The following is a 23,832-nucleotide window of genomic DNA, read 5'->3' on the forward strand; positions in this document are numbered from 1 at the left end:
GACGTCAACGCAGCCCGCAACATCGCCGCACGCGGTGAGACGGGCTGGGCAGTGAGTCACGCTGCCTGACGCGGACCAAACCGTCGAAGCCACCGATGGCCAGGAGCTGCAAGCTCAGTCCCTTCAGGGCTGAGAAGCTGACGCTTTGGACGCGTAGACGATCACGTTGTCGAGGTACTCGCCCTTGGCGTAGTCGAACGTCCCGCCGCAGGTGACCAGTTTGAGGCCGTCGTCGACGTACACCCGTTTGAGCGGGAAGTTGTCCTTGTGCACCTGCTGGACCGAGTCCACCTTGTACGTGGCGACCTTGCCGTCGCTGCGCTTGACCTTGACGATCTCGCCCTTGCGTACCCGCTTGAGCTTGTAGAAGACGGCGGGGGCGGTCTTGGTGTCGACGTGGCCGACGATCACCGAGGCGCCCTTCTCGCCGGGCACCACGCTGCCGGTGAACCATCCGGCCATCGCGGGCTTCTCGTACGGAGGCAGTTCGACCTCGCCGTCCTTGCTCAGCCCGAGCTTCATCAGCGGCGCCTCGACGTCGATCGAGGGAATGTCGATGCTCTCGGGCACCACGCTCGCGGCGGGCTGGGTGCCGATCTGGAGGTTCTTGCCGAACATGACGAGCAACAGCCCGGTGGCGGCCCCCGCGAGGACCACCCCTCCCTTGCGGGCCATGGTCAGGCCCGGCGGCGCTTGATCGCTATCCCCGCGCCCGCGGCCAGGACGAGCGCCAGCCCCGCGCCGATCGGCCCGAGCGGCAGGGACGAGTCGTCCTCGGCCTCCTTGCCGAACATGCCGCCACCACCCGCCCGGGGCGCCTTGGTGGGCACGCCGGTGGGCACGTCGGCCCTGACCACCCGGAGCGTGGCCTTACCGGTGTCGTTGGTGCCGTCGCACTTGACGTCGACCGTGTAGGAGCCGCGTTTGACGGTGCCGGAGACCTGCGCCTCGCCGCGCACCCATGGCCCGGTGGCCTGACGGCCGGTCGCGGCGGGTGTGGCCAGCGCGTCGGTGGTGGGGTTGAGCGTGACGCCGCTGACGAACGCCTTGGAGGTGGCGGTGCCGGTGTGGGCGGGACCGCCGATGGGGACGGGGCAGTTGGCCAGGATCCACACCTTCGAGGTCTCGCCCGCGGTGACCCTGTCGGGGTTGACCTGCACGTTGATGGCCGGTCGGGTGACCGTGGAGGTGGGGGTCGCAGTGGCGGCGGGGTCGGTGACCGTGGTCGTCGGGGTGGGAGTGGGGGTCGGTGTAGTCTCCGCCTCCGCCGAACATCCCATCGCGCCGATCACGAGGATGGCACCCGCGTACGCGACTCGTCTTGCCCTGAGCACCAGCGCACCCCACTTCGCCGTCCTGCACCAAGCATCCACCAAATTTGCGGATGCTGCCCCTCCTGATACCCAGAATTTCTGGGCGAATCCATGACCAATGATCATGATTGATGGCATTGGCCGAATACGTCAAGGGTGACAGCATTGCCCGGGGTGGGCGCGGGTTTTACTCTTCGGGGCGATCAGACGGCGTGTCGGCCCAGCGGGAGCCGACGCCCCGAAGCGTCACGGTGCGCGCCTCGTCGCCGGTCTCGCGGTCGATGTGGATCTCCAGGCGGTCGTCGGACAGGCCCTCGACCAGCCCCTCGCCCCATTCGACGACGGTCACCGAATCCTCCAGCGAGGCGTCGAGGTCGAGGTCGTCGACCTCGAGGTCGCCGCCGAGCCGGTAGGCGTCGACGTGGACGAGCGGCGGGCCCTGGCACAGCGACGGATGCACCCGGGCGATCACGAACGTGGGCGAGGTGATCGGGCCGCGCACCTTGAGGCCCTCGGCGATGCCCTGCACAAGCGTGGTCTTGCCGGCGCCGAGCGGCCCCGACAGGACGACCAGGTCGCCGGGGCGCAGCCGGGCGGCCAGGCGCGCGCCGTAGGAGCGCATGTCTTCGGCGGTCGCGAGCCGCTCCGCGTTCACCACACGACCTCCATCGAATGCGCCGACGGGCGGCGCTGCCCGTCCACTACAGCTCCACCCGCTTGATCAGCTCGCGCAGCGCGTCGTTGACCGGGCCCGGACGCTCCAACTGGATCAGGTGGGAGGTGCCGGGCACCTCGGTCAACCGGGCCCTGGGCAGCGCGGCCGCGATGGCCCGGCTGTGCTCGGGCGGGGTCAGCCAGTCTTTGTCGCCGACCACGATCGCGGTGGGCACCGGGTCGATGACGTGCAGCGCCGACAGCTTGTCGTGGTTCATCAGCGCGGGGTAGAAGTCGGCGACCACCTCGGTCGGCGTCGCCCTGATCATCGTCTCGGCGAAGTCGACCAGGGTCGGGCTGACGTTGCGCGAGTCACCGAAACCCATGTGACGGGTGACGAGGAAGGCGATGTCGCTGCCCGCGTGGCGGGTGCGGTCGACCAGCGAGCCCCTCTTGCCGAGCATGGAGACCGTCGTCGGGGCGACCTTGTGGACGGCCTTGGACACCAGGGCCGGCAGGCCCAGCGTGAGCTCGGCCAGCTTGCCCGCCGAGGTCGCGATCAGCGCCACGCCCCGGATCCGGTCGCCGAACAGCTCGGGGTGGCGGTCGGCCAGCGCCATGATCGTCATGCCGCCCATGGAGTGGCCGACCAGCACGCACGGGCCGGGCACGAACTCCTTGACCACCTCGGCCAGGTCGTCGCCCAGCCGGTCGATCGTGCTGTCATCGGCGGTCCCCCGCTGGGAGCGGCCGTGGGAGCGCTGGTCCCACAGCACCATGCGGTGCGTGCCGCGCAGATCACGGCGCTGGTAGTGCCACGACTCGAGGTTGAGGCAGTAGCCGTGGCAGAACACGATCGTCAGCGGCGCGTCCTCGGGCCCGTCGACCTCGACGTGCAGGGCCGTGCCGTCGGAGGTGGTGAGCGTGTGCTCCCTGCCGCGCAACTCGCCGAACGGCTCGCCGGCCTCCAGATCGGGCCGCAGCCTGATCCGGCCCACCGCGAGGCGTTTGGCCAGCGCCGCCGCGGCGACACCCGCAGATGCGGCGCCGACGATCGCACCCGCGACCCCGACCCTGCGCCGTGTTGTCGTCGTCATGTCCCCGACTCCTTGTGCACCCGCGGCACCCGCGCACCGATCCTGGTCACGATCTCATGCGTGATCGTGCCGAGGGTATCCGCCCACTCCTGAGCGGTGGGCTCCCCCTCCGCACCGGGACCGAACAGGATGACCTCGTCCCCCGCGTCCAGCGGATCGTCGCCCAAGTCGATCATGAACTGGTCCATGCAGACCCGTCCGGTCACCGTCCTGCGCCGCCCCCCTGCCAGCACCTCGGCCCGTCCGGTGGCATGCCGGAGGATACCGTCGGCGTAGCCGAGCGGGACCAGGCCGAGCGTGGTCTCGCGATCCGTGACGTGGAGATGCCCGTAGGACACTCCGGCCCCCTCCGGCACCCGCTTGGCCAGCGCAATGCGCGCCACCAGCGTCATCGCCTGCCGGAGGCCGAAGTCGCCCAGCTCAGGGATCGGGCTGAGCCCGTACATCGCGATGCCCGACCTGACCATGTCGTAGCGGGCCCGCGGCAACGTCACGATCGCGGCGGAGTTGGCCATGTGCCTGATGACGTGGGACCCGCCCGCGCCCGCCTGGTCGGCCAGTTTGAGCGCCGTCTCGAACGCGTCGATCTGCAGGTCGATGGAGGGATGGCCGGGAATGTCGGAGCAGGCGAAGTGAGTCCACAGCCCGGCGATCTCGATGACGCCCTCGGCCCGCAGCGCCAGCGCGCGGTGCAGCAGCCCCGGCCAGGCGGCCAGCGGCGAGCCGCCCCTGCTCATGCCGGTGTCGGCCTCCAGATGCATCCGGGCCGTGACCCCGGTGCGCCGGGCGCCGGCGGCGATCTCGTCGAGCAGCGGCTCGTCGGAGGCGGACAGCTCGATGCCGGCCCGCAGCGCGTCGTCGACCGGCTCACCCGGGGTGATGATCCACGACAGCAGCGGCGCGGTGACGCCGGCCTCGCGCAGGGCGAGCGCCTCCCGGATGAAGGCGGTGCCGAGCCGGTCCACGCCGGATCGTAGAGCGGCCTCGGAGGTGGGCACCAGCCCGTGACCGTAGGCGTCGGCCTTGACGGCGGCCATCAGCTCGGCGCCGCCCGCGTGCTCCTTGAGCAGCGCCACGTTGTGCCTGATCGCGGCCAGGTCGACCCGCGCCTCCGCGGGCGTCGCCATCGGGTAGTGCACCATCTCTCCAGTCTGGCAGCTCCCTCACGTGGTCGAGCGCGGTTCGCCCCTCACGGTACGGATCGCCGAGGGGATCTCCGCCACCACGTCCGCCGCGGTCAGCGGCGCCCCGTGGGCGGCGATCCGACCGGCCAGCCCGTGCAGGTAGGCGCCGCACGAGCCGGCCTCGTAGCAGCCGAGCCCCTGGGCGAGCAGCGCCCCCGCCACGCCGGACAGCACGTCGCCGGTGCCTCCCGTGGCCAGCCACGAGGTGCCGGTGCGGTTGACGCGGGCCGGCCGGTGCTGCTCGGCGACGACCGTGGTGGACCCCTTGAGCAGCACGGTCACGCCCAGCTCCGTCGCGGCCCGGTGGGCGTGCTCCAGCCTGGCGGCCTCGATCTGGTCGCGGTCGGCCCGCGTCAGCCGCGCCAGCTCGCCCGCGTGCGGGGTGATCAGCACCGGCGCCGTACGGCGAAGCAGGCTCCGGTCCCGGGCGACCAGGGTCAGCGCGTCGGCGTCGATCAGCACGGGCACGTCGCTGGCGAGGACGCTCCTGGCCAGCTCGTGAGCCCAGTCGTCGGTGCCCAGGCCGGGCCCGAGGACCCAGGCCTGAACCCTGCCGACCTCGCCGATCGAGGGCCGGTCGAGCTCCGTGATGACGGCCTCGGGCCAGTGCGCGCGGACCTGGCCGACCGGTGCGCTCTGCCCGGCATAGCGCACCATGCCCGCCCCCGCCCGCAGCGCACCGCCGACGGTCAGCACGGCGGCTCCGGTGTACTGGACGCTGCCCGCGGCGACGCCGAGCACGCCCCGGCGGTATTTGTCGGACTCGTTCGACGGGCGGGGCAGCAGCTCCTCCACGTCCTCGGGGGTGAGCACCACCACGTCGGGGTCGGGCAGGTAGGGGCCGAGCCCGATGTCGACCAGCTCGACCACCCCGGCGTGAGCCGCGCCGGGATCGACGAGCAGCCCCGCCTTGTAGGCGCCCATCGTCACGGTCACCTGGGCCTCGATGGCCGTGCCCGGCACCCGGCCGGTGCTCGCGTCGACCCCGCTGGGCACGTCGACCGCGACCACGGGGACGGGCGCGGCGTTGACGGCCCGGACCAGGCCGGCGTAGGGCTCGCGCAGCGCCCCCGTCACCCCGATGCCCACCAGTCCGTCGAGCACGAGGTCAACGAAAGAAAGGTCGGCGCGGTCGACCGCCTCGGGGCCGACGACCCGGCCACCGGCCAGCCGGAACGCCTCCAGCCCCGCCTCGTGGGTCCTGGTGCCGGCCAGGATCGCCTCCACCCTGGCCCCCCGCCTCGCCAGCAACATCCCCGCGTAGAGGGCGTCGCCGCCGTTGTCGCCGCTCCCGACGAGGAGCAGCACGCGGGAGCCGTACACCATGGGGAGCAGGGCGGCGCTGACGGTGGCGAGCCCGGAGGCGGCGCGCCGCATGAGCGACCCCTCGGGCAGGCGCGCCATCAGCACGTGTTCGGCGGCTCTGATCTGGTCGGCGGTGTAGGCGGTGCGCATGATCCGAAGCTATCCCTCGGCGATCACGTAGGCCACGGCCACGCCCGCGTCGTGGCTCAGCGAAATGTGCCACCGCTTGACGCCGAGGCCGTGGGCGATGGCGGCGGCCTTGCCCGTGACCTTGACCTCGGGCTTCCCGGAGTCGCCGGAGCGCACCTCGGCCTCCAGGTGGCCGACCCCCCGGGGCGCGCCGAGCGCCTTGGCCACGGCCTCCTTGGCGGCGAACCTGGCGGCCAGCGAGTGCACGGGGAGCGGCCGCTCCGCCTCGGTGAACACCCGCTCGCGCAGCCTGGGGGTGCGCTCCAGCGCCGCCTCGAACCGCGCGATGTCGACGATGTCCACTCCGATGCCCAGGATCATCTCCCCAGGCTAACCTCGCTCAGAACGCGCCCCGCTGCCATGGCCCCCAGATCGCGAACGACATGCCCTGACGGGACTGGATGTTCGCGTAGAGGGTGTGGCCCCCCGGGCCGAAGGTCGACCCGGCGAACTCCGCGCCGGCGTCGCCGGCGATGGGCGCGAGCCGGCAGAAGTCGAAAATCTCACCCTGCCGGCTGAGCCCGCGCAGGTAGTTGTCGCCGTCGCCGTCCTCGCAGAGCACGAGCGTGCCCCGCGGGCTGACCGTCACGTTGTCGGGCAGGTCGAGCATCGACGCGCGCGGCGACTCGTAGACGAGCTTGAGCCGGCCGCTCGCCGTCTCGTAGGCCCACACCTGGCCGTGCCCCTTGCCGAACCCGTCGGGCTCCGGGGCGTCGGGCACGGGGGCGCCGCCCTGCGTGGAGACGAAGTAGACGGTGCCCTGGTGGTGGATCGCGCCCTCCAGCCGGGAGAAGATCGCGGCTCCCTTGGCCCGCCCCTGCCTGCCCACCGCCTGGACGGCCTCGTCGTTGGACGGCTTGCCGGTGAAGGTGGGGTCGGGGTCGTCGATGTCGACCCAGGTGGTCGGGTAGACGGCGCCCGGTCGCTGCCCCGCGGACAGGTCCTGGCGCGGCGAGCCCTTCACGGCGAGCATCTGCAGCCTGCCGCCGTCGAGGAGGCGCCCGGCCTTGACCGGGTTCTCCGGAGGCAGGTAGCGGTAGAAGCCCGAGGCGAACCTGAAACAGTCCTCGGTCAGGTAGAGCGCCCCCGAGGCGGGGTCGAAGGCGGCCGACTCGTGGGCGAACCGGCCCGCCGACCTGATCGGCTTGGCCGTCGCGGCGCCGAGCACCGGCACCTCGAAGATGTAGCCGTGCCTGCGGGCCAGCCTGGAGTTGTCGCCACCGGAGTGGTCGTCGCCCACGTCGGGCCCGTTGACCGTCTCCTCGCAGGTCACCCAACTCTTCCACGGCATGGGGCCGCCGGAGCAGTTCATCATGGTGCCGGTGAGCGACGGGCCGCTCCGCATCACCTCGCCGTAGCGGGTGACCCGCAGCGTCGAGGTGCCGCCCCCGGCCATCCTGTCGTAGGCCTTGCCCTTGTCGCCGAACGCCCCGACGGGGCCGTTGACCTCGTGGTTGCGTACGAGGTAGGCGGTGCCGCGCGGGGCGGCGAACGCGGCCATCCCGTCGTGCCTGCCGGGCACGGCCGAGCCGTCGGAGAACTTCTGGCCCGCCGCGCTGAACGACCGGTAGGCGAACCCGTCGGGCAGGTGCAGCCTGACCTTGCCGTCACGCAGGTCGGCCACGGGACGCAACGGCCCATAGCCGCGCACCGGCTTGGCCTCGCCCCGCTCGCCCGCGCAGGCGACTCCGGCGAACGGCCCGGCGATGCCCGCGGCCATCGTCATGGTGGCTCTGGCGAGAAAGCGACGGCGGTCCATGGCAGCCTCCAACGATGCTCGTCAAGAACAGTAACCCCCCAGAACTCACCGCCTGACCGGTTCGGTGAGATCACGAACCGCCGATTTCCCGAACTGATTCTCGGTTTACCCACAAGTTCGTCCACAGCCTGTGGACAACGACCCGACCGAAGGCCGACCTGAGGCCCGTCGCTACGCTGCCAAGGTGAACAACGGCTACGTTGAACTGAGCAGGGAGCGGTGGAGCGAGCTCCGCAAGAACACGCCCTTGACTCTCACCGCGGAAGAGCTCGAAGAGCTGCGCGGCGTCGACGATCCCATCGACCTCACCGAGGTCACCGACATCTATCTCCCACTGACGAGGCTGCTCAACCTGCACTTCACCGGGTCCAAGCAGCGCAGCAGCGTGCTGAGCGCCTTCCTGGGGCACCACGAGCAGCGCGTCCCGTACATCCTGGGCATCGCGGGCAGCGTCGCGGTCGGCAAGTCGACCACGGCGCGGTTGCTGCACACGCTGCTGGCGCGCTGGCCCGAGCACCCGCACGTGGAGCTGGTCACCACCGACAGCTTCCTGTTCCCCAACGCGGTGCTGCAGGCCAAGGGCATCATGCAGCGCAAGGGCTTCCCCGAGAGCTACGACCGCAGGGCCCTGGTCAGGTTCGTGGCCGAGGTGAAGGCCGGGGCGGCGGAGGTCAGGACACCGGTTTACAGCCACCTGGAGTACGACATCGTGCCCGGCGCACACCAGGTCGTGAAAAATCCGGATATTTTGATCATCGAAGGGCTCAACGTCCTCCAGCCCGCCCCACCCACCTCCCTCGCCGTCAACGACTACTTCGACTTCTCCATCTACGTCGACGCCAAGGTGGAGAACATCCGCGACTGGTACGTCGAACGCTTCCACAAGCTGCGCCGCACCGCCTTCGAGGACCCCAAGTCCTACTTCCGCCACATCGCCGAGCTCTCCTACGAGGAGGCCACGGACTTCGCGGTCAAGGTCTGGCGCGACATCAACGAGCGCAACCTGATCGAGAACATCGCCCCCACCCGCGGGCGGGCCGACCTGGTGCTGAAGAAGGGCCCCGACCACGCGGTCAAGCGGGTACGGCTTCGCCGGACCTGAAGACCTCCTCGTACACGTAGGCCGCGAACCTGCCCGCGCACCCCAGGTCGTCGATGTCGACGAACCAGCAGTCCGCATCGTGAATATGGCACCAAAATGTCCTCATTCCGGCAGGGTCGCGGACCCAGGTCAATGGAACGTCAACGTTCGATCGACGACATCGACGACAATGGCCCGATGCTCCATCTGCGACTGATCACCCCTGCCACGCGCACCGGCGAGGTGATCGCGGCACTCGAGCAGTGCGCGGGCACCACCAACCTCGTCGTCCTCCCCGGCGCGGCCCGCCTGCCCGAGGGCGACCTGATCTTCTGCGACGTGGCCCGCGAGTCGGCCAACGAGGTGATCGACCGGCTCGGATGGCTCAAGGAGGAGGGGTCGATCGCGGTCGAGCAGGTGGACCTCGCGATCTCCAGAGGGGCCGACGAGGCCGTCGAGGAGGCGCCCGGCGAACCCGAGGACGCGGTGGTCTGGGCGGAGTTCGCCCAGAAGATGGCGGACGACTCCCGCGTCACCTGGGCCTACCTCGTGTTCCTGGTGATCGCCACCATGCTGGCCGCCATCGGTGTGCTGCAGAACTCCCTCATCCTGATCGTCGGCGCGATGGTCCTCGGACCGGAGTTCGGCGCGATCGCGGCCGTCTGCTTCGGCCTGCTGGGCCGCGACCGGCGACTGATCGCCGGCTCCCTGCGCACTCTGATCATCGGGTTCGCGATCGCGATCGCGGTGACGTTCGCCTGCGCGCTCGCCCTGCGCGGGCTCGGCTGGATCGGCCCGCACCACCTGCGGGTCAACGAGGAGGTCCAGTTCATCGTCAAACCCGACCGCTGGTCGTTCATCGTGGCCCTGCTCGCCGGCGTGGCCGGGGTGCTGTCGATCACCGCGGGCAAGTCGTCGGCCCTGATCGGCGTGTTCATCTCGGTCACCACGGTCCCGGCGGCCGGATTCGCCGCCGTGGCGCTCGCCCTCGGCGACTGGCCCGAGGTCGGAGGCTCGGTCTCGCAGCTCGCGCTGAACATCGCCGGCATGCTCATCGCGGGCACCGGCACGCTCATGGTCCAGCGGGGATTCTGGCCTCAAGTAGGACGCGGCTCATCCATTCGACCGATGCGGGAGCGCGAAGCCGGCGGGTAGGGTCCGGACCTATGCACATCCTCGCCACCGAGGGGCTGACCAAACGCTTCCCGACGGTCACGGCGCTCGACCAGCTGACGGTCACAGCCGGGCCCGGCGTCACCGGCCTGGTGGGAGCCAACGGCGCGGGCAAGTCGACGTTGATCAAGATCATGCTGGGGCTGCTCCCGCCCACCGGCGGCAGCGCGCGGGTGCTCGACCTCGACGTCGCCACCCGGGGCGCGGAGATCCGCGGGCTCGTCGGATACATGCCCGAGCACGACTGCCTCCCGCCCGACGTCTCCGCCACCGAGCTGGTCGTCCACCTCGCCCAGATGTCCGGGCTGCCGCGCACGGCCGCCCGCGAGCGCGCCGCCGACGTGCTGCGTCACGTCGGCCTGGCCGAGGAGCGCTACCGGGCCGTCGGCGGCTACTCCACCGGCATGAAGCAGCGCGTCAAGCTCGCCCAGGCCCTCGTCCACGACCCCAAGCTGATCTTCCTCGACGAGCCCACCAACGGGCTCGACCCGCGCGGCCGTGACGAGATGCTGACGCTGATCAGGCGCATCGGCACCGAGTTCGGCATCAGCGTGCTCGTCACCTCCCACCTGCTGGGCGAGCTCGAACGCATCTGCGACCACGTGATCGTCATCGACGCCGGCCGGCTGCTGCGGTCCTCCGCGATCGCCGAGTTCACCCACGCCACGCGGAGCGTCACGGTCGAGGTCGAGGAGGGCGCGACCCCGCTCGCCGCGCGCCTGACCGAGCTCGGCCACACCGTCACCCCGCACGGCCGCCTGCTGCTGGTCGAAGTGACGGGTCCCGAGACGTTCGACGCGATCCGTGACACCGCCGTCGACCTCGATCTCTGCCTGATCCGGCTGGAGCAGGGCCGCCATCGCATCGAGGACGTCTTCCGAGAGGAGGTGGCCGGTGTCTGAGATCTACGACATCGGTTACCGCCACTACGACGGGCCACGGCTCGGCCGCGCGTACTCCACGCGCGCGCTCACCGTCCACAGCCTGCGCGCCGTCTTCGGCCTCGGCCGCACCGCGCGCAGCAAGATCATGCCGTTCGCGCTGGCGGTCATCATGCTGCTGCCCGCCGTCGTGTCGATCGCGGCGATGGCCCTGATCGGGCAGCGCGCCATGGGCTACAGCTCCTACGCGGTCATCATGCAGGCGGTGCTGGCCATCTTCCTGGCCTCGCAGGGCCCCGCGATCATCGCCCCCGACCTGCGGTTCCGGGTGCTGCCGCTGTACCTGTCACGGCCCGTGTCGATCGTCGAGTACGTGGGCGCCAAGGTCACCGCGATGACCGCCGCGCTCTTCCTGATGGTCGCGGTGCCGCTGACGCTCATCTATCTGGGCGAGCTGCTCATCGATCTCGAAGGACCGCCACAGACCAAGGAATACCTCGGCGCCCTGGCCATGGCCCTGGTCCTGGCGGTGCTGCTGTCCGCCTTCGGCCTGGCCATCGCCTCGCTCACGCCCCGGCGCGGGCTCGGAGTCGCCTCGGTCATCGCCGTCTACCTGCTGGCCTCGGCCTCGGTCCCCATCTTCTACGGCACCCTGATCTCCACGGGCAACGACGCGGCGGCCAGATGGGCGTGGCTGGTCAACCCGTTCTGGCTGGTCGACGCCGTGCAGGTGTGGCTGTTCGACACGACGCCCAACTCCGAAGGCGGCTATCCCCCGGGGCCCGCCCCGGCCGCCATCGTGGTCGTGCTGATCGCCGTCGCCGTCTCGGTCCTCGCGCTCCGCTACCGGAAGGCGGCCTCTCAATGAAGGTCGAGCTCTCCCAGGTCTCGCGCTGGTACGGCAACGTCGTCGCGGTCAACGACGTGACGATGACGATCGGGCCCGGGGTCACCGGCCTGCTCGGCCCCAACGGAGCGGGCAAGTCGACCCTCCTGCACCTGATGGCCGGTTTCCTGGCCCCGTCAGGCGGCTCGGTCACCCTCGACGGCACCCAGATCTGGAAAAATCACCACATTTATCGAAACATCGGGCTCGTTCCTGAGCGCGAGGGTGTCTACGGCTTCCTGACCGGCTGGCAGTTCGTCCTGTCGGCCGCCAGGCTGCACGGCCTGTCCGACCCCGTCCAGGCCGCCCGCAAGGCCCTGGCCACGGTCGAGATGGAGGAGCCCAAGGACCGCCGCGTCGAGACCTACTCCAAGGGCATGCGCCAGCGCGTCAAGGTCGCCGCCGCGCTCGTCCACGACCCGCCGGTGCTCCTGCTCGACGAGCCCTTCAACGGCATGGACCCACGCCAGCGGCTGCACCTGATGGACCTCATCCGGTCGATGGGCGTGGCGGGCAAGACCATCCTGTTCAGCTCCCACATCCTGGAGGAGGTCGAGCGGGTCGCCCAGCACATCGAGGTGCTGGTCTCCGGCCGGCACGCCGCCTCGGGCGACTTCCGCGAGATCCGCCGGCTGATGACCGACCGGCCGCACCTGTTCCGGATCCGCTCCAGCGACGACCGCAGGCTGGCCGCCGCCCTCATGCTCGACGCCTCGGCCGGCGGTGTGACCCTCGGTCCCGACGGCCTGGAGGTGCAGGCCGTCGAGTTCCGCAGGTTCGCCCGGCTCCTCCCGCGGGTCGCCCGCACCGAGGGCATCCGCCTGCACCAGGTCTCCCCCGCCGACGAGGACCTGGAAAGCGTCTTCTCCTACCTGATCACCCGGAGCACCTGATGACCCAGCACGGAGCGAACCCGCCCCACGGCGTGAGGCCGCGAGGCCCCTCGGCGAGCACGCCGCCGAACGGAGTGAGGCCATGAACACCGTGGTCGCGGGCATCACCTACCGGGCGCTGCTGGGCAGGCGCAGGATCTTCCTGCTGGCCCTGCTCCCCGTCGCCCTGATCGGCCTGGCCCTGCTGCTGCGCCTGGTCGGCAGTGACGACCAGCGCTCGACCATGCTGCTGATGGAGAAGTTCGCCATCGGCACCATGCTTCCGCTGCTCGGCCTCATCGCCGGCACCGGCGTCATCGCCCCCGAAATCGACGACGGCACGATCATCCACCTGATGTCCAAGCCGATCTCCCGCCCCGTCATCGCGCGGACGAAGTTCGTGGTGGCCGCCTCGCTGCTCGCGCTGTTCGCCGCGATCCCGACCTTCGTCTCCGCCTGGCTCCTGGTGGGCAACGAGGACGGCATCGCCCTCGGCTTCGCCGTGGGCGCGCTCGTGGCGGGCATCGCGTACGCCGCGATCTTCCTGCTGCTGGGCGTCGTCACCCGCCACGCGGTGACGATCGGCATCATCTACGCCCTGGTCTGGGAGAGCCTGATCGGCGGTTTCGTCCAAGGAGCCCGGAAGTTCTCGGTGCAACAGTGGGCCGAGTCGATCGCCGATCAGATCTCCACCTCGCCGTTCCTGACGGCCGACGTGACGCTGGGCTTCGCCGTACCCGCTCTGATCGTCGTGACGGTGGTCGGCGTTTTCTGGACGGGCCGCAGGCTGCGGGTCTTCTCTTTGACGGGCGACGAGTGACCGGGCGGCGATTCGGTCAGAAGCGCCAGCGGGTCGCGGTCAGACCGTCCGAGCCGTACCCGTAGGCGCGCAGGGGCGTGACCCGGTAGAAGGCGTACTCCGGTGAGCCGGGAAGGCTGTCGTCGTGGACGGAGCCGTCATGCAGGGCGAACCCCCACTGATATTTCGCCAGGAAGGCGTCGGCCACCTCCCGCTGCTGAGCCGGGTCGCGAACGAGGACGGCCACTCCTTCGAGCACGAGGTCGAGTTCCGGGCCGGTGACCGTGAGGACACAGTTGCCGTTGTGGGCGAGGTTCCTGCCCTTGCGGGACGCCGGGCGGGTGGCGAAGCACGCTGCCTCATCGGCCCAGACCGGCATCACCGGCATGGCGTGCGGTCGTCCGTCGGGTCGCACCGTCGACAGCAGTGCCTTCGGCGCCGTTCGCAGGCACGCACGTGCCTCGCTCCAGGGCTTCACGGTCGTCGGGTCGGTGCTCATCGGTGTCGCGTCGGCCTCGCCGAACAGAAGTTCGGCGCGGGGCGTCGGGTGGGTCATGGCGGGTGTTTCCTTTCGGCGGATCTCGGGCCGGTCAGTACTCGTCGTGCAGACGCCACCAGTGGTAGGGCGCGCTCTGCGGCCATCCATCGGGTGAGTCTTCCCAGGTCTCCTGCCTTCCGTACGGGGTCAGGTCGAGAAATGTCCAGTTGCTGCCAAGCCGTTCGACGCCTCGTCCGCTGGTGACATAGGTGCGATAGACGTCCTCGCCGTCACGCAGGAAGACGTTCAGCGCGAAGCCGTCGCCAGCTCCCTGGTCGTGGTTGAACTCACCGTCCGGCGCGGAGTACCACGGGATGGTCCAGCCCATGCGCTGCTTGTACGGCATGATCTCGGCCAGCGGTCCGGTGGAGACCAGCGCCAGAGAGACGTCGCGCGCGTGCAGGTGAGCCAGGTGGCCGATGTTGTCGGTGAACATCGCACACCCCGAGCAGAACTCCTCGGCACCATGCCACATGAAGGAGTAGACGATGAGCTGGTCGCGCCCCTCGAAGAGGTCTCCCAGGCTTCTCGTCCCGTCCGGGCCGGCGAACCGGTAGTCCTTGTCCACCCGGACCATCGGCATCCGGCGGCGTTCGGCGGCCAGGTCGTCCAGCGCGCGGGTGAGCTGCTTCTCCTTGACCAGCAACGCGTCTCGGGCGCTGCGCCACTCCTGCTCCGAGACGATCGGAGGTCGCGTCATAAGGCACTCCATGGCTTTCTTGAAGAAAGGGACTGCGTCACAACCTAGCCAAGTTACTTTCTTAAGGGAAGTAGCTCGGCTAGGCTGACCGCATGCAGCGCACCCGGTTCGGCGACATGGCCTGCTCCATCGCCCGCACCCTGGACGTCATCGGAGAGCCCTGGTCGCCCCTGATCTTGCGCGACGTCTACGCCGGCATCACCCGCTTCGAGCACCTCCAGCGCGACCTGGGCATCTCCAGCAAGGTGCTCAGCGAACGGCTGAAGTGGCTCGTCGACAACGGCGTGCTGGACCGCCGGGAATACTCACAACGCCCCTCGCGCCACGAGTACACACTCACGGAGAAGGGCCGGGAGCTGTGTGACCTGCTGCTGGTGATGGTGCGTTGGGGCGACCGGTGGACGGCCGACGCGTCAGGGCCGCCCGTGCTCTACCGGCACCAGGCCTGCGGCCAGATCAGCCAGGTGGAGTTGCACTGCTCAGTGTGCGATCGCCCGATGCGTGCCACGGACATCGACATGCTGCCCGGCCCTGGGGCCCCAGCGCCCGCCTAGGGCCCACCGGCGCCTTGGCCGGCCGGGCCCGGCATCTCTCCTGGCCGCCGGATCCGGACATGACGAAGGGGTACGGCGACAGCGTGCCGTACCCCTTCGGACAGCGTCAGACGCAGGCGACCCGCACCACGCCCGCGAGCCGGTCGGCGACCTTGGTGGCGTGCTCCTCCGAGGAGGCCTCCACCATCACCCGGATCATCGGCTCGGTGCCGCTCGGCCTGATCAGCACCCTGCCCGACTCGCCCAGCTCCGCCTCGGCCTCGGCCACGGCGGCGGTGAGCTCGGGCACCGCGGCCTTGCCCCGGTCGACGTCCTTGACGTTGATCAGGATCTGCGGCAGCGGCGTCATGATCGACGCCAGCTCCTTGAGCGGCCGGCCGGTGGCCGCCATCACCGACAGCAGGTGCAGCGAGGTCAGCAGCCCGTCTCCCGTGGTGGCGTGGTCGAGCATGATGACGTGGCCCGACTGCTCACCGCCGAGGTTGTAGCCGTCGGCCTTCATCCGCTCCAGCACGTAGCGGTCGCCCACCGCGGTCTCCACCACGTGGATGCCCGCGTCGCGCATGGCCAGCTTGAACCCCAGATTGGACATCACGGTCGCGACCACGGTGTCCTTGGCCAGGGCTCCCTCGGCGTGCATGGCGCTCGCCAGGATCGCCATGATCTGGTCACCGTCGACGATCGCGCCCGTGTGGTCGACCGCCAGGCAGCGGTCGGCGTCGCCGTCGTAGGCGATGCCGATGTCGGCGCCACGCGAGACGACGATCTGCTGCAGCTTGTCCATGTGCGTGGAGCCGTGGCCGGCGTTGATGTTGAGGCCGTCGGGCCGCGCGCCGATCGCCTCGACCGTGGCTCCGGCCCGCAGCAGCGCCTCGGGCGCGACCATGTGGGCGGCGCCGTGGGCACAGTCGACGACGACGTGCAGGCCGTCGAGCCTGTCTCGCGTCGTGGCCAGCACGTGGGTGATGTAGCGGTCGGCCTCGCCGTACGCGTCACGCACCCGGCCCACGGCGGAACCGACGGGAAAGCTCCAGTCCTCGCCCAGCCGCCGCTCGATCTCGTCCTCGACCGCGTCGGACAGCTTGAAGCCGCCACGAGCGAGGAACTTGATGCCGTTGTCGGGCGCCGCGTTGTGCGAGGCCGACAGCATGACACCGAGATCGGCGCCGAGCGCGGCCGTGAGGTGGGCGACGGCCGGGGTGGGCAGCACGCCGAGGCGCAGCACATCCACTCCGGAAGCCGCGAGGCCGGCGACCACGGCGGCCTCGAGAAACTCTCCCGAGGCACGCGGGTCCCGGCCTACGACCGCTATCGGACGACGTCCGGTAGCGGCGAACGCGCCTGCATCGCCGAGGACGTGAGCCGCCGCGACCGAAAGGTCCATGGCAAGCTCCGCCGTGAGGTCGCGTCCAGCGACCCCACGTACCCCGTCGGTGCCGAAAAGACGCGCCAACTCAGCGCTTGCTGTACTGCGGAGCCTTACGGGCCTTCTTGAGGCCGTACTTCTTCCGCTCCGTGGCGCGGGCGTCACGGGTGAGGAAGCCGGCCTTCTTCAGCGGCGGGCGGTTGACGTCGACGTCCAGGACGGCGAGCGCGCGGGACAGGCCCATGCGGAGCGCGCCGGCCTGGCCGGTCACGCCGCCACCGTCGATGCGCGCGATGACGTCGAACGCCTCTTCGGCGCCGAGCACCACGAAGGGCTCGTTGACGATCTGCTGGTGGACCTTGTTGGGGAAGTAGACATCCAGCGAACGACCGTTGATCGTCCACTTGCCGGTGCCGGGGACGATGCGCACCCGGGCGATCGCCTCCTTGCGGCGGCCGGTGCCGTACGAGTTGCCCGTGGTGACGGGCTTACGCACGGGAGCGTCGGCGCTGGCGGTGGATTCGGTGGTGTATTCGGAAGGGAACTCCTCGCCGGAGAAGTCCTCCACCTCGGCCTCTACGACCGTCTCGACACCGGTGGGCTCAGCCACGGTTCTCCTCTAACTCTTTCGGACTTCTACTGGGCGATCTGGGTGATCTCGAACGGCACCGGCTGCTGGGCCTGGTGCGGGTGCTCGGAACCCGCGTAGACCTTCAGCTTCTTGGCCATCTTCCGGCCGAGGGAGTTCTTGGGCAGCATGCCCTTGACGGCCTTCTCGACGGCCTTGTCGGGCCGCTTCTCCATGAGCTCGCCATAGCTCACGGAACGCAGACCACCCGGGTAGCCCGAGTGGCGGTAGGCCTTCTTCTGCTCCAGCTTGTTGCCGGTGAGCGCGATCTTGTCCGCGTTGATGACGATGACGAAGTCACCGGTGTCGACGTGGTTGGCGAAGATCGGCTTGTGCTTGCCGCGGAGCAGGATCGCGACGTGGCTGGCCAGCCGGCCCAGCACGACATCGGTCGCGTCGATGACGTACCACTGACGCTGGACGTCGGCGGGCTTCGGTGAGTACGTGCGCACGGTCGTAGCCTTCTTATGCTCGCGTCTTCGGCGCGCTGCCGGATGCGGCAGCGCTGGGGTCGGTCGGTGCGGGCACACGACGGCCCGGACCTTCCGTCTCCACAGAGAATGGGAGATGACGCCGGACGCGCCGCGCATCGGTCTCGCTGGACCTATGCACACAACGAACGTTCAGGTTACCCGCCCTCGCAGGCGCTGGTCAAAATACCGGTAACCCTCGTCGAGTCTACCCGACCACAGAACGGTTCTATTTCGGTTCCCGCCATTCCCTTCATCACCAGTACCTCACATCTCTATCGTTGACTGCGGTATGTGGCAGACCTCTCACACCCGGCACACCCAGCGGAGCGCACGGCGCCGGAGCCATCTGGGCGTGTTGGCCTGCCTCATGGCCGCGCTCTTCTTCATGGGCGTGCTGCTCGGGCGGGCGAGCGACGACGTCGAGCCGGCCGGCCACATCTACCTCCAGGAGACCGCGCCGTCCGCCGTCCCCACGGCCACGCCGTCGCCCAAGACGGCGCAGCCCTACGCGGGCCGCATCCCCCGGCAGACGACCGCGGCCGTGCCGCACAGCCGGACGAGGCCCAAGCCGACCCCGTCGTCCACCGACCTGATCGACGGCTACACCGCCGATGACCCCACCCGCGTGCTGGGCGAGGAGACGTTCCAGGCGTCACCGTCCATGGCGGCCCGAGTCGTCTCCCTCACCAACGCCGCCCGTGCCAAGCACGGATGCGGCCGGCTCAGGGTCGACGCCAGGCTGGCCCGCGCCGCCCGGATCCACTCGCTGGAAATGGCCAGGAGCGGGAAGTTCGCCCACGACTCCCCCGACGGCAGCTCCCCGTGGGACCGCATGGAGCGCGCCGGATACCCCGCGGGCGCCGCCGAGAACATCGGCCGCGGCTACTCCAGTGCCGAAGAGGCGGTCCGCGGCTGGCTCGACAGCCGCGACCACCGGCAGAACATCCTCAACTGCAAAATCACGGCCATCGGCGTCGGCGTGGTCGCCGGTCCCGGCGGCCCCTGGTGGACCCAAGACTTCGGATATTCCTGACACCTTCGCGATAGTCTCGCCCGCATGGTTTTTCCCGAGGACCGTGAGAGCAGCACGGAGAGCACCCCCCGCCGGTTCCGGAAGAAGCGCGAGGACGAGACCGAGAGTGTCTTCAGTCCCCGTAAGCAGCACGGTGACCGCGAGGAGGGCACGAAGGGCCCCGAGGCCGCCGGCGACGCCAAGCCGGAGGAGGCCGGGCCGCGCGCCGAGACCTGGAGCCCCTACGCCGAGGGCAAGCGCTCGCGCGGGCCACTGTGGTTCACCCTCGGCGGCGTCGGGGTGCTGGCCCTGCTCGCCGGCGGGCTCGTCGTGATGATGAAGTCCGGTCCGGCCGACCCCGCCGCCACAGGAGAGGGCAGGCGCACGTCCGCGCCCTTGCCGTCGGCGCCGCCCGGAAAGTACAGCTATGCGGCCGAACGCACCACGGACCCCGAGCCGCTGACGGTCAAGGAACTCTTCCCCAAGAAGAAGTTCGCCGTCTCGGGCCGCTCCTACGAGATGACGGTCACCAGCAAGCTCAAGAAGTGCGCCGACGGGGCCGTGGGCGACAAGCTGCTGAAGGCGCTCAAGAGCGGCAAGTGCACGCAGCTCATCCGGGCCAGCTTCCGTGACAAGAGCGGCAAGGTGATCGGCACGGTCGGCGTGGCCAACCTCAAGTCGAGCAAGACCGCGACCAAGGCGGCCTCCGTCGGCAACGACGCCAATTACGTCAAGCCACTCGCCGGCAAGGACGAGGTCACCAAGTTCGTCGGCTCGGGCAGCGGCGGCACCAAGGTGTGGATGCACGGCCACTACGCGGTCATGATCTGGTTCCAGAACAAGGACGGCGTCAAACCCGACTCCAAGGGGTCCAAGGTGATCTTCCAGGCGGCAACGGACATCACCAAGGCGACCGTCTTCAAAGCTCTCGACGCCCGGACGCTGACCGGTTTTCCGGCGACCTGAAATAGCCATTTCGGCTCGTTAAGATCACAAACCGGGCGTCCGATCCGGCCGGGAACGCACATACCGGCATGACGATCTCGTGTCTCTCGCTAGGCTCGCCCTTATGCGTGGCCAGGAACCTGGGTCTGAGCACGATCGTAGGGAAGCCGACGGCTCGGCAGCGCCGGGGACGCCACCTCCGAGCTTCGGCCAGCCCTCAGAGCAGCCCCCGCCGCCACCCTCGGTGGCGGCGAGCGGGCCATCGCCTCACGCGCTCCCCCCGGACCCGACACCGTCCACCCCGGAGTCCGGCGTCACCTCGCCCGCTCACCAGGTCCCGCTCACCCTTGAGCCCGGCGAGGGCATCTCCTGGACCCTCCCCGTCCTGGGGGTCAGCGCCGCCCTCTCCCCTGACCCGGCCCCACCCGCGCGAGAGCCCGACCCCGACACCTCCTGGACACCCCCTGTCCTCGGCACCACCCCGCCCCCTCAGGCCGCCCCCACTCCCTCCCCCTCGTCCTCCTGGGGGCCACCGCCACCCCCGCTCCACCCGAACGTCGGCCCATCGCCCACCCCCGGCCGTCCCGCCAACACCTCTCCACCACCCGCCCCGGACACCACCTGGCACCCGGCGCCGGGCTCCGGCGGGGGCGGCTCATGGGCTCCGTCCACGCCGGAACCCGGCACAGGCGCTTCACACACGCCGTCCATCCCCGAGCCCGGCGCGGCCCCCCTCCAGGACCGGACGCCCTCCGAAGCCGCCCCCGGCACACCCTCCGGCCCCGAGCCGGTCGTGCCCCCTTCTCACGGCTGGTCACCGTCCGAGTCCAGTACGGGCCCCCACCAGGCAGGACCTCCGCCTTCCTCCGCGCCACAGCCAGGCGTGAGCCCTCCCCGGGGCTGGGCACCGTCCCAGTCCGGGCAGACGCCCCCACCCAGCGACACCGAGACCACGGCCGAGGCACGGATCCCCCGTCCAGCCATGCCGTTGCCCTCGCCCCGCGCGCCCGAGAGCCGCGAGCAGGACGAGAGCCGCGAGCACGAGAGCCGCGAGCAGGACGAGAGCGACCCGCCCGTGCTCCCCGTCTTCCCTGGCGCGCAGCCCTGGGAGGTGCCCGAGGACGACGCCGCCCCCTACGACTGGTTCGCGGGCGCCACCGATCCCGAGCATCGCGCCCGCGAGGCCGCCCCCGAGGACGTCACCACCTGGACGGACGAGCCACCGGTGCCCTACGCGACCGACGAGCAGGCGCCGTGGGGAGCCGCCCCCGTGGTGCCGGGGGCGCCTTCCTGGGAGCCGCCGCCCGCTTTCACGGCGGCCGCGGCCGGCATGCGGGTGTGGCCCGCCCCCGTGGCCGACCCTCCCGTGATGCCCCCGTGGCCGGCCGCCACGGGAGAGCCCGTGCCCGGTCTGGACGAGGCAGAGGCGTCCGAGCCGGACCGCCCAGGGCCAAGCCACCCAGGCGCACAGCCAGACCGCCCTCGGCCAGGCCCCCCAGGCACAGAGCCGGACCGCCCTCGGGCAGGCCACCCGGCCACCGACTCCACCGCCCCTCACCCTTTCGGCCCCAACACGACCACCCCAGACCCCGTCGGGCCCGCCGCCCCCGCTGGGATCAGCACCCCCGGGCACCCTGGTGGCGGAAGCGACACACCAGCCGTACAGTCCCCCGTATCGGGCGCCAGCCCGCCCCCGGGACACCACCTCGCCGAGAGCGCCACCCCATCAGCCCCACATCCCACCGCGAGCGGCGAGACGCCGGCCGGACAGCAGCCCGCCGGCGGCGGCACGCCGCCCGTCCAGACTCACGGCGGCAACCCGCCCGCGGGCCAGCCGACCGAGCCGACCGGCGCACTCTCATCCGCCCAGCCAGCCACACCCACCGGCGCACCACCGTCCAGTCAACCGTCCAGTCAACCGTCCACGCCCACCGGCGCACCACTGTCCAGTCAACCGTCCACGCCCACCGGCGCGCCACTGTCCAGTCAACCGTCCACGCCGACGGGCGCACCCCCTTCGGCCCCGAAGGCCACGGCCCCTGGCAGGCCGCACCTGCCCGCGCCTGGCGACATCCCCGTCTGGCCCCCCGCCCCACGCACCACGCACCAGTCCGACACTGGCCCCATGCCGGTGGCCGACCTCCCGGCCCCCGCATCGCCACCGGCCCAGACTCCCCCGGCGACCTCCCGGTCCAAGCCCTGGCCCCCTCGCCCCCAGTCCAAGGGCGAGCCCCCCGCCCCACCGCCGTCCTCGCCAACCGGCACCGGCACCGCCACCGGCACGCCCGAACCCGCCACGCCCGAACCCGTCACGCCCCAGCCCGACGCCCAGGCCGCCACGCCCGGGATCAGGAACACCTCCGAGCTGCCCGCCCCGGCAGGCGCCGAGCCCACCGCGCCGGAAGACCCAGGAGCCGGCTCGCCCGCGTCCCCGTCCGGCAACCGGCCGTCGACGGCACGATCGGAGCTCCGCGCCTCCTCCCGCCCCAAGCCCGGCCCTTCCGAGCTGCCTGAGGTGACGGGCCCCGACACGCAGCCGACCGTGCTGAGGTCCGACTCCTGGCCCCCCGCGCCGCAGACCGAGGAGCAACGCCAGGAGGAGCAACTCCCCGAGCTGCCTTTCAGCCCCGAGGTGTGGGGCCAGAAGCCCGCCCCGGCCAGGGTCCCGGTGCCCCTGCAGCCGGCCGCGTACGACCTGCCGACCCCGCCCCAGGGCCCCACCGTCCACCCGCCGGTCGCGTTCCCGCAACAGCCGGGCCAGCCACCCGCCGCCAAGCAGCCTGGCAAGAGCAGGCAGGCGCTGTTCGCCACGCTGGGCGTGCTGGTCCTGGCGGGCGTCGCGACGGGCGGTTTCTTCGCCTACAAGTCGCTGAGCACGCCTCCGCCCCCCGCGGCGACGGCCACCCAGCCGCCGGCGCCGACCGTGACGGCCACTTCTGCGCCGCCCACCACGGCCGAGCCCAGTCCTCCCGCGGCCGCCATGCTCAACTCCGAGGACACCGACCCGCGCAAACTCTCGCTCTCCGAGGCGTTCCCGAAGAAGAAGGTGGCAGCCGGCGGCGCGCAGTTCGCCCGAGTCAAGACCCACCTGGAGCCCAAGTGCGCGAAGGCCGCGTCGGGCCCGTTCGCTGAGGCGCTGAGCGATCAGAAGTGCAGCCGGGTGCTGCGCGCCACGTACGTCGACACCAAGCGCCGCTACGCGGTGACCACCGGCATCGCCGTGCTCCCCACGAGGGACGCCGCCCTGCGCGCCGACGAGACCAAGAACCTCTCCCGCAACCTGTGGTTCCGCGCGCTCCCCGGACCGGCGGGCACGGGCGGCGAGCGTGTGCACATCGCGGGCGGCTACGCGGCGGGCCTGGTCTGGGGCCGCTACATCGTGTTCAGCTACGCCACCTACGCCGACGGCCACACGCCCGCGGCGAAGGACAAGACGCTCGGCAAGGTGAGCGACGCCTTCCGCGACCAGATGTCACTCGTGCTCGAGCGGCGCATCGCGGGCGGCTGACGCGGTGCGCACCCGCCGCGTCGCGGCGGCGCGCGCCGCGAGCCGGTCATCCGGCGGATACGTCACCTCTTCCAGGCACAGCCCGTGCGCGGGCGCCACATGCACGCCGGAGTCCCGTACGGCCCGCGTCAGCACCTGGCCGGGCCACTCCACCGGCCGTCGGCCGTCACCGGCGGCCAGCAGTGAGCCCACGAGGGCCCGCACCATCGAATGGCAGAACGCGTCGGCGACCACGGTGGCGACCAGCAGGCCGTCATCGCGGCGCACCCAGTCGAGCCGTTGCAGCTCCCTGATCGTGGTGGCCCCCTCGCGCTTCTTGCAGAACGCCGCGAAGTCGTGCTCGCCCCTCAGACGCACGGCCGCGGCGTTCATCGCGTCGACGTCGAGCGGCCGGTTGTGCCAGACGACCTCGTGGCGGCGCAGCGGATCGCCGCCGCCGGGCGCATCGCACACCCGGTACGCGTAGCGGCGGGACAGAGCGGAGAAACGCGCGTCAAAGCCCTCAGGAGCCACCGAGACGCGATGAACCCGCACATCCTGAGCCAGAACCCCGGCCAGGCGTCGCACGAGCGCAGCGAGCCGCTCATCCACGGACGCGGGCCCAGTGCTCCGGTCAAGCTCGGCCAGCGCCTCCACCGGAAGGTCCACGTGCGCCACCTGGCCCCGCGCGTGCACGCCCGCGTCCGTCCGCCCGGCCACGGTCAGCGAGGCTGGCTCGGCCAGCCGCAGGATCCTGCCAAGTGCCTGCTCGATCTCGCCCTGCACGGTACGCCGGTTCGGCTGACGGGCCCATCCGGAGAAGCCGGTGCCGTCATACCCGAGGTCGAGGCGGAGCCGTACCACGAACTTCCTCCAGAAACTGTGCGCGGCCGATCAACGAGAAACGGGCCCGGAACCCCGCGATGGGGTCCGGAC

24 protein-coding genes are annotated in these 23,832 nt (G+C 70.8%); 10 read left to right on the forward strand and 14 right to left on the reverse strand.

The annotated features are described in order from the left end of the window. Positions 1–123: 123 nt before the first annotated feature. The 8 genes from AC5L3X_RS37840 to AC5L3X_RS37875 all read right to left on the reverse strand — a co-directional run bounded on the left by AC5L3X_RS37840 (position 124) and on the right by AC5L3X_RS37875 (position 7,501). Positions 124–675 (reverse strand): class F sortase, encoded by a 552-nt coding sequence (locus tag AC5L3X_RS37840; protein WP_494863539.1) that lies wholly within the window; start codon positions 673–675, stop codon positions 124–126. A gap of 2 nt (positions 676–677) precedes the next feature. After that, the gene (locus AC5L3X_RS37845) at positions 678–1,334 is read right to left on the reverse strand and encodes a hypothetical protein (RefSeq protein ID WP_494863540.1); all 657 of its coding nucleotides are present in this window, start codon (positions 1,332–1,334) and stop codon (positions 678–680) included. A gap of 166 nt (positions 1,335–1,500) precedes the next feature. Next, entirely contained in the window at positions 1,501–1,971 is a 471-nt protein-coding gene (gene tsaE / locus AC5L3X_RS37850) for a tRNA (adenosine(37)-N6)-threonylcarbamoyltransferase complex ATPase subunit type 1 TsaE (RefSeq protein WP_268241133.1), read from the reverse strand. A gap of 43 nt (positions 1,972–2,014) precedes the next feature. Beyond that, complete coding sequence (locus AC5L3X_RS37855; protein ID WP_189126352.1) at positions 2,015–3,064, reverse strand: alpha/beta fold hydrolase; 1,050 nt, start codon at positions 3,062–3,064, stop codon at positions 2,015–2,017. Continuing rightward, the gene (gene alr, locus AC5L3X_RS37860; RefSeq protein WP_494863584.1) at positions 3,061–4,191 is read right to left on the reverse strand and encodes an alanine racemase; all 1,131 of its coding nucleotides are present in this window, start codon (positions 4,189–4,191) and stop codon (positions 3,061–3,063) included. Before alr ends, AC5L3X_RS37855 begins: the two co-directional genes overlap by 4 nt. A 36-nt stretch (positions 4,192–4,227) precedes the next feature. Next, a complete protein-coding gene (locus AC5L3X_RS37865; RefSeq protein WP_494863541.1) occupies positions 4,228–5,703 on the reverse strand; it encodes an NAD(P)H-hydrate dehydratase in 1,476 nt (491 codons plus the stop codon). Between the two features lie 9 nt (positions 5,704–5,712). Further along, positions 5,713–6,063: a holo-ACP synthase gene (locus AC5L3X_RS37870; RefSeq protein WP_494863542.1), complete on the reverse strand. Its 351-nt coding sequence runs from the start codon at positions 6,061–6,063 to the stop codon at positions 5,713–5,715. A 19-nt stretch (positions 6,064–6,082) separates the two neighbouring features. Then, positions 6,083–7,501, reverse strand: a complete 1,419-nt coding sequence (locus AC5L3X_RS37875; protein WP_494863544.1) for a PhoX family protein — start codon at positions 7,499–7,501, stop codon at positions 6,083–6,085. Positions 7,502–7,685: 184 nt separating this feature from the next. On the opposite strand from AC5L3X_RS37875, the gene coaA reads away from it, so the two are divergent. From coaA to AC5L3X_RS37905, 6 genes are all read left to right on the forward strand, one after another. Next, on the forward strand, positions 7,686–8,603 hold the full coding sequence (gene coaA, locus AC5L3X_RS37880; RefSeq protein ID WP_494863546.1) for a type I pantothenate kinase: 918 nt from the start codon (positions 7,686–7,688) through the stop codon (positions 8,601–8,603). 177 nt (positions 8,604–8,780) lie between these two features. Beyond that, positions 8,781–9,737, forward strand: coding sequence for a DUF389 domain-containing protein (locus AC5L3X_RS37885; protein WP_494863547.1), 957 nt, complete (start codon positions 8,781–8,783; stop codon positions 9,735–9,737). 11 nt (positions 9,738–9,748) lie between these two features. Next, positions 9,749–10,657, forward strand: coding sequence for an ABC transporter ATP-binding protein (locus tag AC5L3X_RS37890; protein WP_189126358.1), 909 nt, complete (start codon positions 9,749–9,751; stop codon positions 10,655–10,657). Continuing rightward, positions 10,650–11,504 (forward strand): ABC transporter permease, encoded by an 855-nt coding sequence (locus tag AC5L3X_RS37895; protein WP_494863550.1) that lies wholly within the window; start codon positions 10,650–10,652, stop codon positions 11,502–11,504. Before AC5L3X_RS37890 ends, AC5L3X_RS37895 begins: the two co-directional genes overlap by 8 nt. Then, positions 11,501–12,415 (forward strand): ABC transporter ATP-binding protein, encoded by a 915-nt coding sequence (locus tag AC5L3X_RS37900; RefSeq protein WP_494863551.1) that lies wholly within the window; start codon positions 11,501–11,503, stop codon positions 12,413–12,415. The genes AC5L3X_RS37895 and AC5L3X_RS37900 overlap by 4 nt, the downstream gene beginning before the upstream one ends. 82 nt (positions 12,416–12,497) lie before the next feature. Next, on the forward strand, positions 12,498–13,214 hold the full coding sequence (locus AC5L3X_RS37905; protein WP_189126361.1) for an ABC transporter permease subunit: 717 nt from the start codon (positions 12,498–12,500) through the stop codon (positions 13,212–13,214). A 16-nt stretch (positions 13,215–13,230) separates the two neighbouring features. On the opposite strand, the gene AC5L3X_RS37910 is transcribed toward AC5L3X_RS37905, so the two are convergent. Beyond that, a complete protein-coding gene (locus tag AC5L3X_RS37910; protein WP_494863552.1) occupies positions 13,231–13,749 on the reverse strand; it encodes a pyridoxamine 5'-phosphate oxidase family protein in 519 nt (172 codons plus the stop codon). 34 nt (positions 13,750–13,783) lie between these two features. Further along, positions 13,784–14,431, reverse strand: coding sequence for a DUF899 domain-containing protein (locus AC5L3X_RS37915; protein ID WP_189126363.1), 648 nt, complete (start codon positions 14,429–14,431; stop codon positions 13,784–13,786). A 92-nt stretch (positions 14,432–14,523) separates the two neighbouring features. Here AC5L3X_RS37915 and AC5L3X_RS37920 point away from each other — a divergent pair, with 92 nt between their 5' ends. Beyond that, positions 14,524–14,985 carry a winged helix-turn-helix transcriptional regulator gene (locus tag AC5L3X_RS37920; protein ID WP_494863553.1) on the forward strand — a complete coding sequence of 154 codons (462 nt, stop codon included), beginning with the start codon at positions 14,524–14,526 and terminating at the stop codon, positions 14,983–14,985. 106 nt (positions 14,986–15,091) lie between these two features. Here AC5L3X_RS37920 and glmM read toward each other — a convergent pair whose 3' ends face one another. From glmM to rplM, 3 genes are read right to left on the reverse strand one after another with little or no spacing between them, the layout of a single operon-like run. After that, complete coding sequence (glmM, locus tag AC5L3X_RS37925) at positions 15,092–16,438, reverse strand: phosphoglucosamine mutase (protein WP_189126365.1); 1,347 nt, start codon at positions 16,436–16,438, stop codon at positions 15,092–15,094. Position 16,439: 1 nt separating this feature from the next. After that, positions 16,440–16,961, reverse strand: coding sequence for a 30S ribosomal protein S9 (gene rpsI, locus AC5L3X_RS37930; protein ID WP_189126366.1), 522 nt, complete (start codon positions 16,959–16,961; stop codon positions 16,440–16,442). A gap of 26 nt (positions 16,962–16,987) precedes the next feature. Beyond that, on the reverse strand, positions 16,988–17,431 hold the full coding sequence (gene rplM / locus AC5L3X_RS37935; RefSeq protein WP_189126367.1) for a 50S ribosomal protein L13: 444 nt from the start codon (positions 17,429–17,431) through the stop codon (positions 16,988–16,990). A gap of 310 nt (positions 17,432–17,741) precedes the next feature. On the opposite strand from rplM, the gene AC5L3X_RS37940 reads away from it, so the two are divergent. The 3 genes from AC5L3X_RS37940 (at position 17,742) to AC5L3X_RS37950 (ending at position 22,917) form a co-directional block, all read left to right on the forward strand. Next, on the forward strand, positions 17,742–18,485 hold the full coding sequence (locus AC5L3X_RS37940; protein WP_494863554.1) for a CAP domain-containing protein: 744 nt from the start codon (positions 17,742–17,744) through the stop codon (positions 18,483–18,485). Between the two features lie 24 nt (positions 18,486–18,509). Further along, positions 18,510–19,430 carry a hypothetical protein gene (locus AC5L3X_RS37945; RefSeq protein WP_494863555.1) on the forward strand — a complete coding sequence of 307 codons (921 nt, stop codon included), beginning with the start codon at positions 18,510–18,512 and terminating at the stop codon, positions 19,428–19,430. 961 nt (positions 19,431–20,391) lie between these two features. Beyond that, positions 20,392–22,917 (forward strand): hypothetical protein, encoded by a 2,526-nt coding sequence (locus AC5L3X_RS37950; RefSeq protein WP_494863557.1) that lies wholly within the window; start codon positions 20,392–20,394, stop codon positions 22,915–22,917. On the opposite strand, the gene truA is transcribed toward AC5L3X_RS37950, so the two are convergent. Continuing rightward, positions 22,882–23,760 carry a tRNA pseudouridine(38-40) synthase TruA gene (gene truA / locus AC5L3X_RS37955; protein WP_494863558.1) on the reverse strand — a complete coding sequence of 293 codons (879 nt, stop codon included), beginning with the start codon at positions 23,758–23,760 and terminating at the stop codon, positions 22,882–22,884. The genes AC5L3X_RS37950 and truA overlap by 36 nt on opposite strands. Positions 23,761–23,832 lie beyond the last annotated feature (72 nt).

The organism is Nonomuraea sp. CX421, from assembly GCF_059358955.1.

Coding starts and splice junctions, on each gene's coding strand:
- AC5L3X_RS37900 (WP_494863551.1), top strand. CDS start 11,501: ATGAAGGTCGAGCTCTCCCAGGTCTCGCGCTGGTACGGCAACGTCGTC.
- AC5L3X_RS37840 (WP_494863539.1), bottom strand. CDS start 675: ATGGCCCGCAAGGGAGGGGTGGTCCTCGCGGGGGCCGCCACCGGGCTG.
- AC5L3X_RS37940 (WP_494863554.1), top strand. CDS start 17,742: ATGTGGCAGACCTCTCACACCCGGCACACCCAGCGGAGCGCACGGCGC.
- AC5L3X_RS37890 (WP_189126358.1), top strand. CDS start 9,749: ATGCACATCCTCGCCACCGAGGGGCTGACCAAACGCTTCCCGACGGTC.
- AC5L3X_RS37905 (WP_189126361.1), top strand. CDS start 12,498: ATGAACACCGTGGTCGCGGGCATCACCTACCGGGCGCTGCTGGGCAGG.
- AC5L3X_RS37870 (WP_494863542.1), bottom strand. CDS start 6,063: ATGATCCTGGGCATCGGAGTGGACATCGTCGACATCGCGCGGTTCGAG.
- AC5L3X_RS37945 (WP_494863555.1), top strand. CDS start 18,510: ATGGTTTTTCCCGAGGACCGTGAGAGCAGCACGGAGAGCACCCCCCGC.
- AC5L3X_RS37855 (WP_189126352.1), bottom strand. CDS start 3,064: ATGACGACGACAACACGGCGCAGGGTCGGGGTCGCGGGTGCGATCGTC.
- alr (WP_494863584.1), bottom strand. CDS start 4,191: ATGGCGACGCCCGCGGAGGCGCGGGTCGACCTGGCCGCGATCAGGCAC.
- AC5L3X_RS37875 (WP_494863544.1), bottom strand. CDS start 7,501: ATGGACCGCCGTCGCTTTCTCGCCAGAGCCACCATGACGATGGCCGCG.
- AC5L3X_RS37950 (WP_494863557.1), top strand. CDS start 20,392: ATGCCGTTGCCCTCGCCCCGCGCGCCCGAGAGCCGCGAGCAGGACGAG.
- AC5L3X_RS37915 (WP_189126363.1), bottom strand. CDS start 14,431: ATGACGCGACCTCCGATCGTCTCGGAGCAGGAGTGGCGCAGCGCCCGA.
- AC5L3X_RS37910 (WP_494863552.1), bottom strand. CDS start 13,749: ATGACCCACCCGACGCCCCGCGCCGAACTTCTGTTCGGCGAGGCCGAC.
- AC5L3X_RS37865 (WP_494863541.1), bottom strand. CDS start 5,703: ATGCGCACCGCCTACACCGCCGACCAGATCAGAGCCGCCGAACACGTG.
- AC5L3X_RS37885 (WP_494863547.1), top strand. CDS start 8,781: ATGCTCCATCTGCGACTGATCACCCCTGCCACGCGCACCGGCGAGGTG.
- AC5L3X_RS37920 (WP_494863553.1), top strand. CDS start 14,524: ATGCAGCGCACCCGGTTCGGCGACATGGCCTGCTCCATCGCCCGCACC.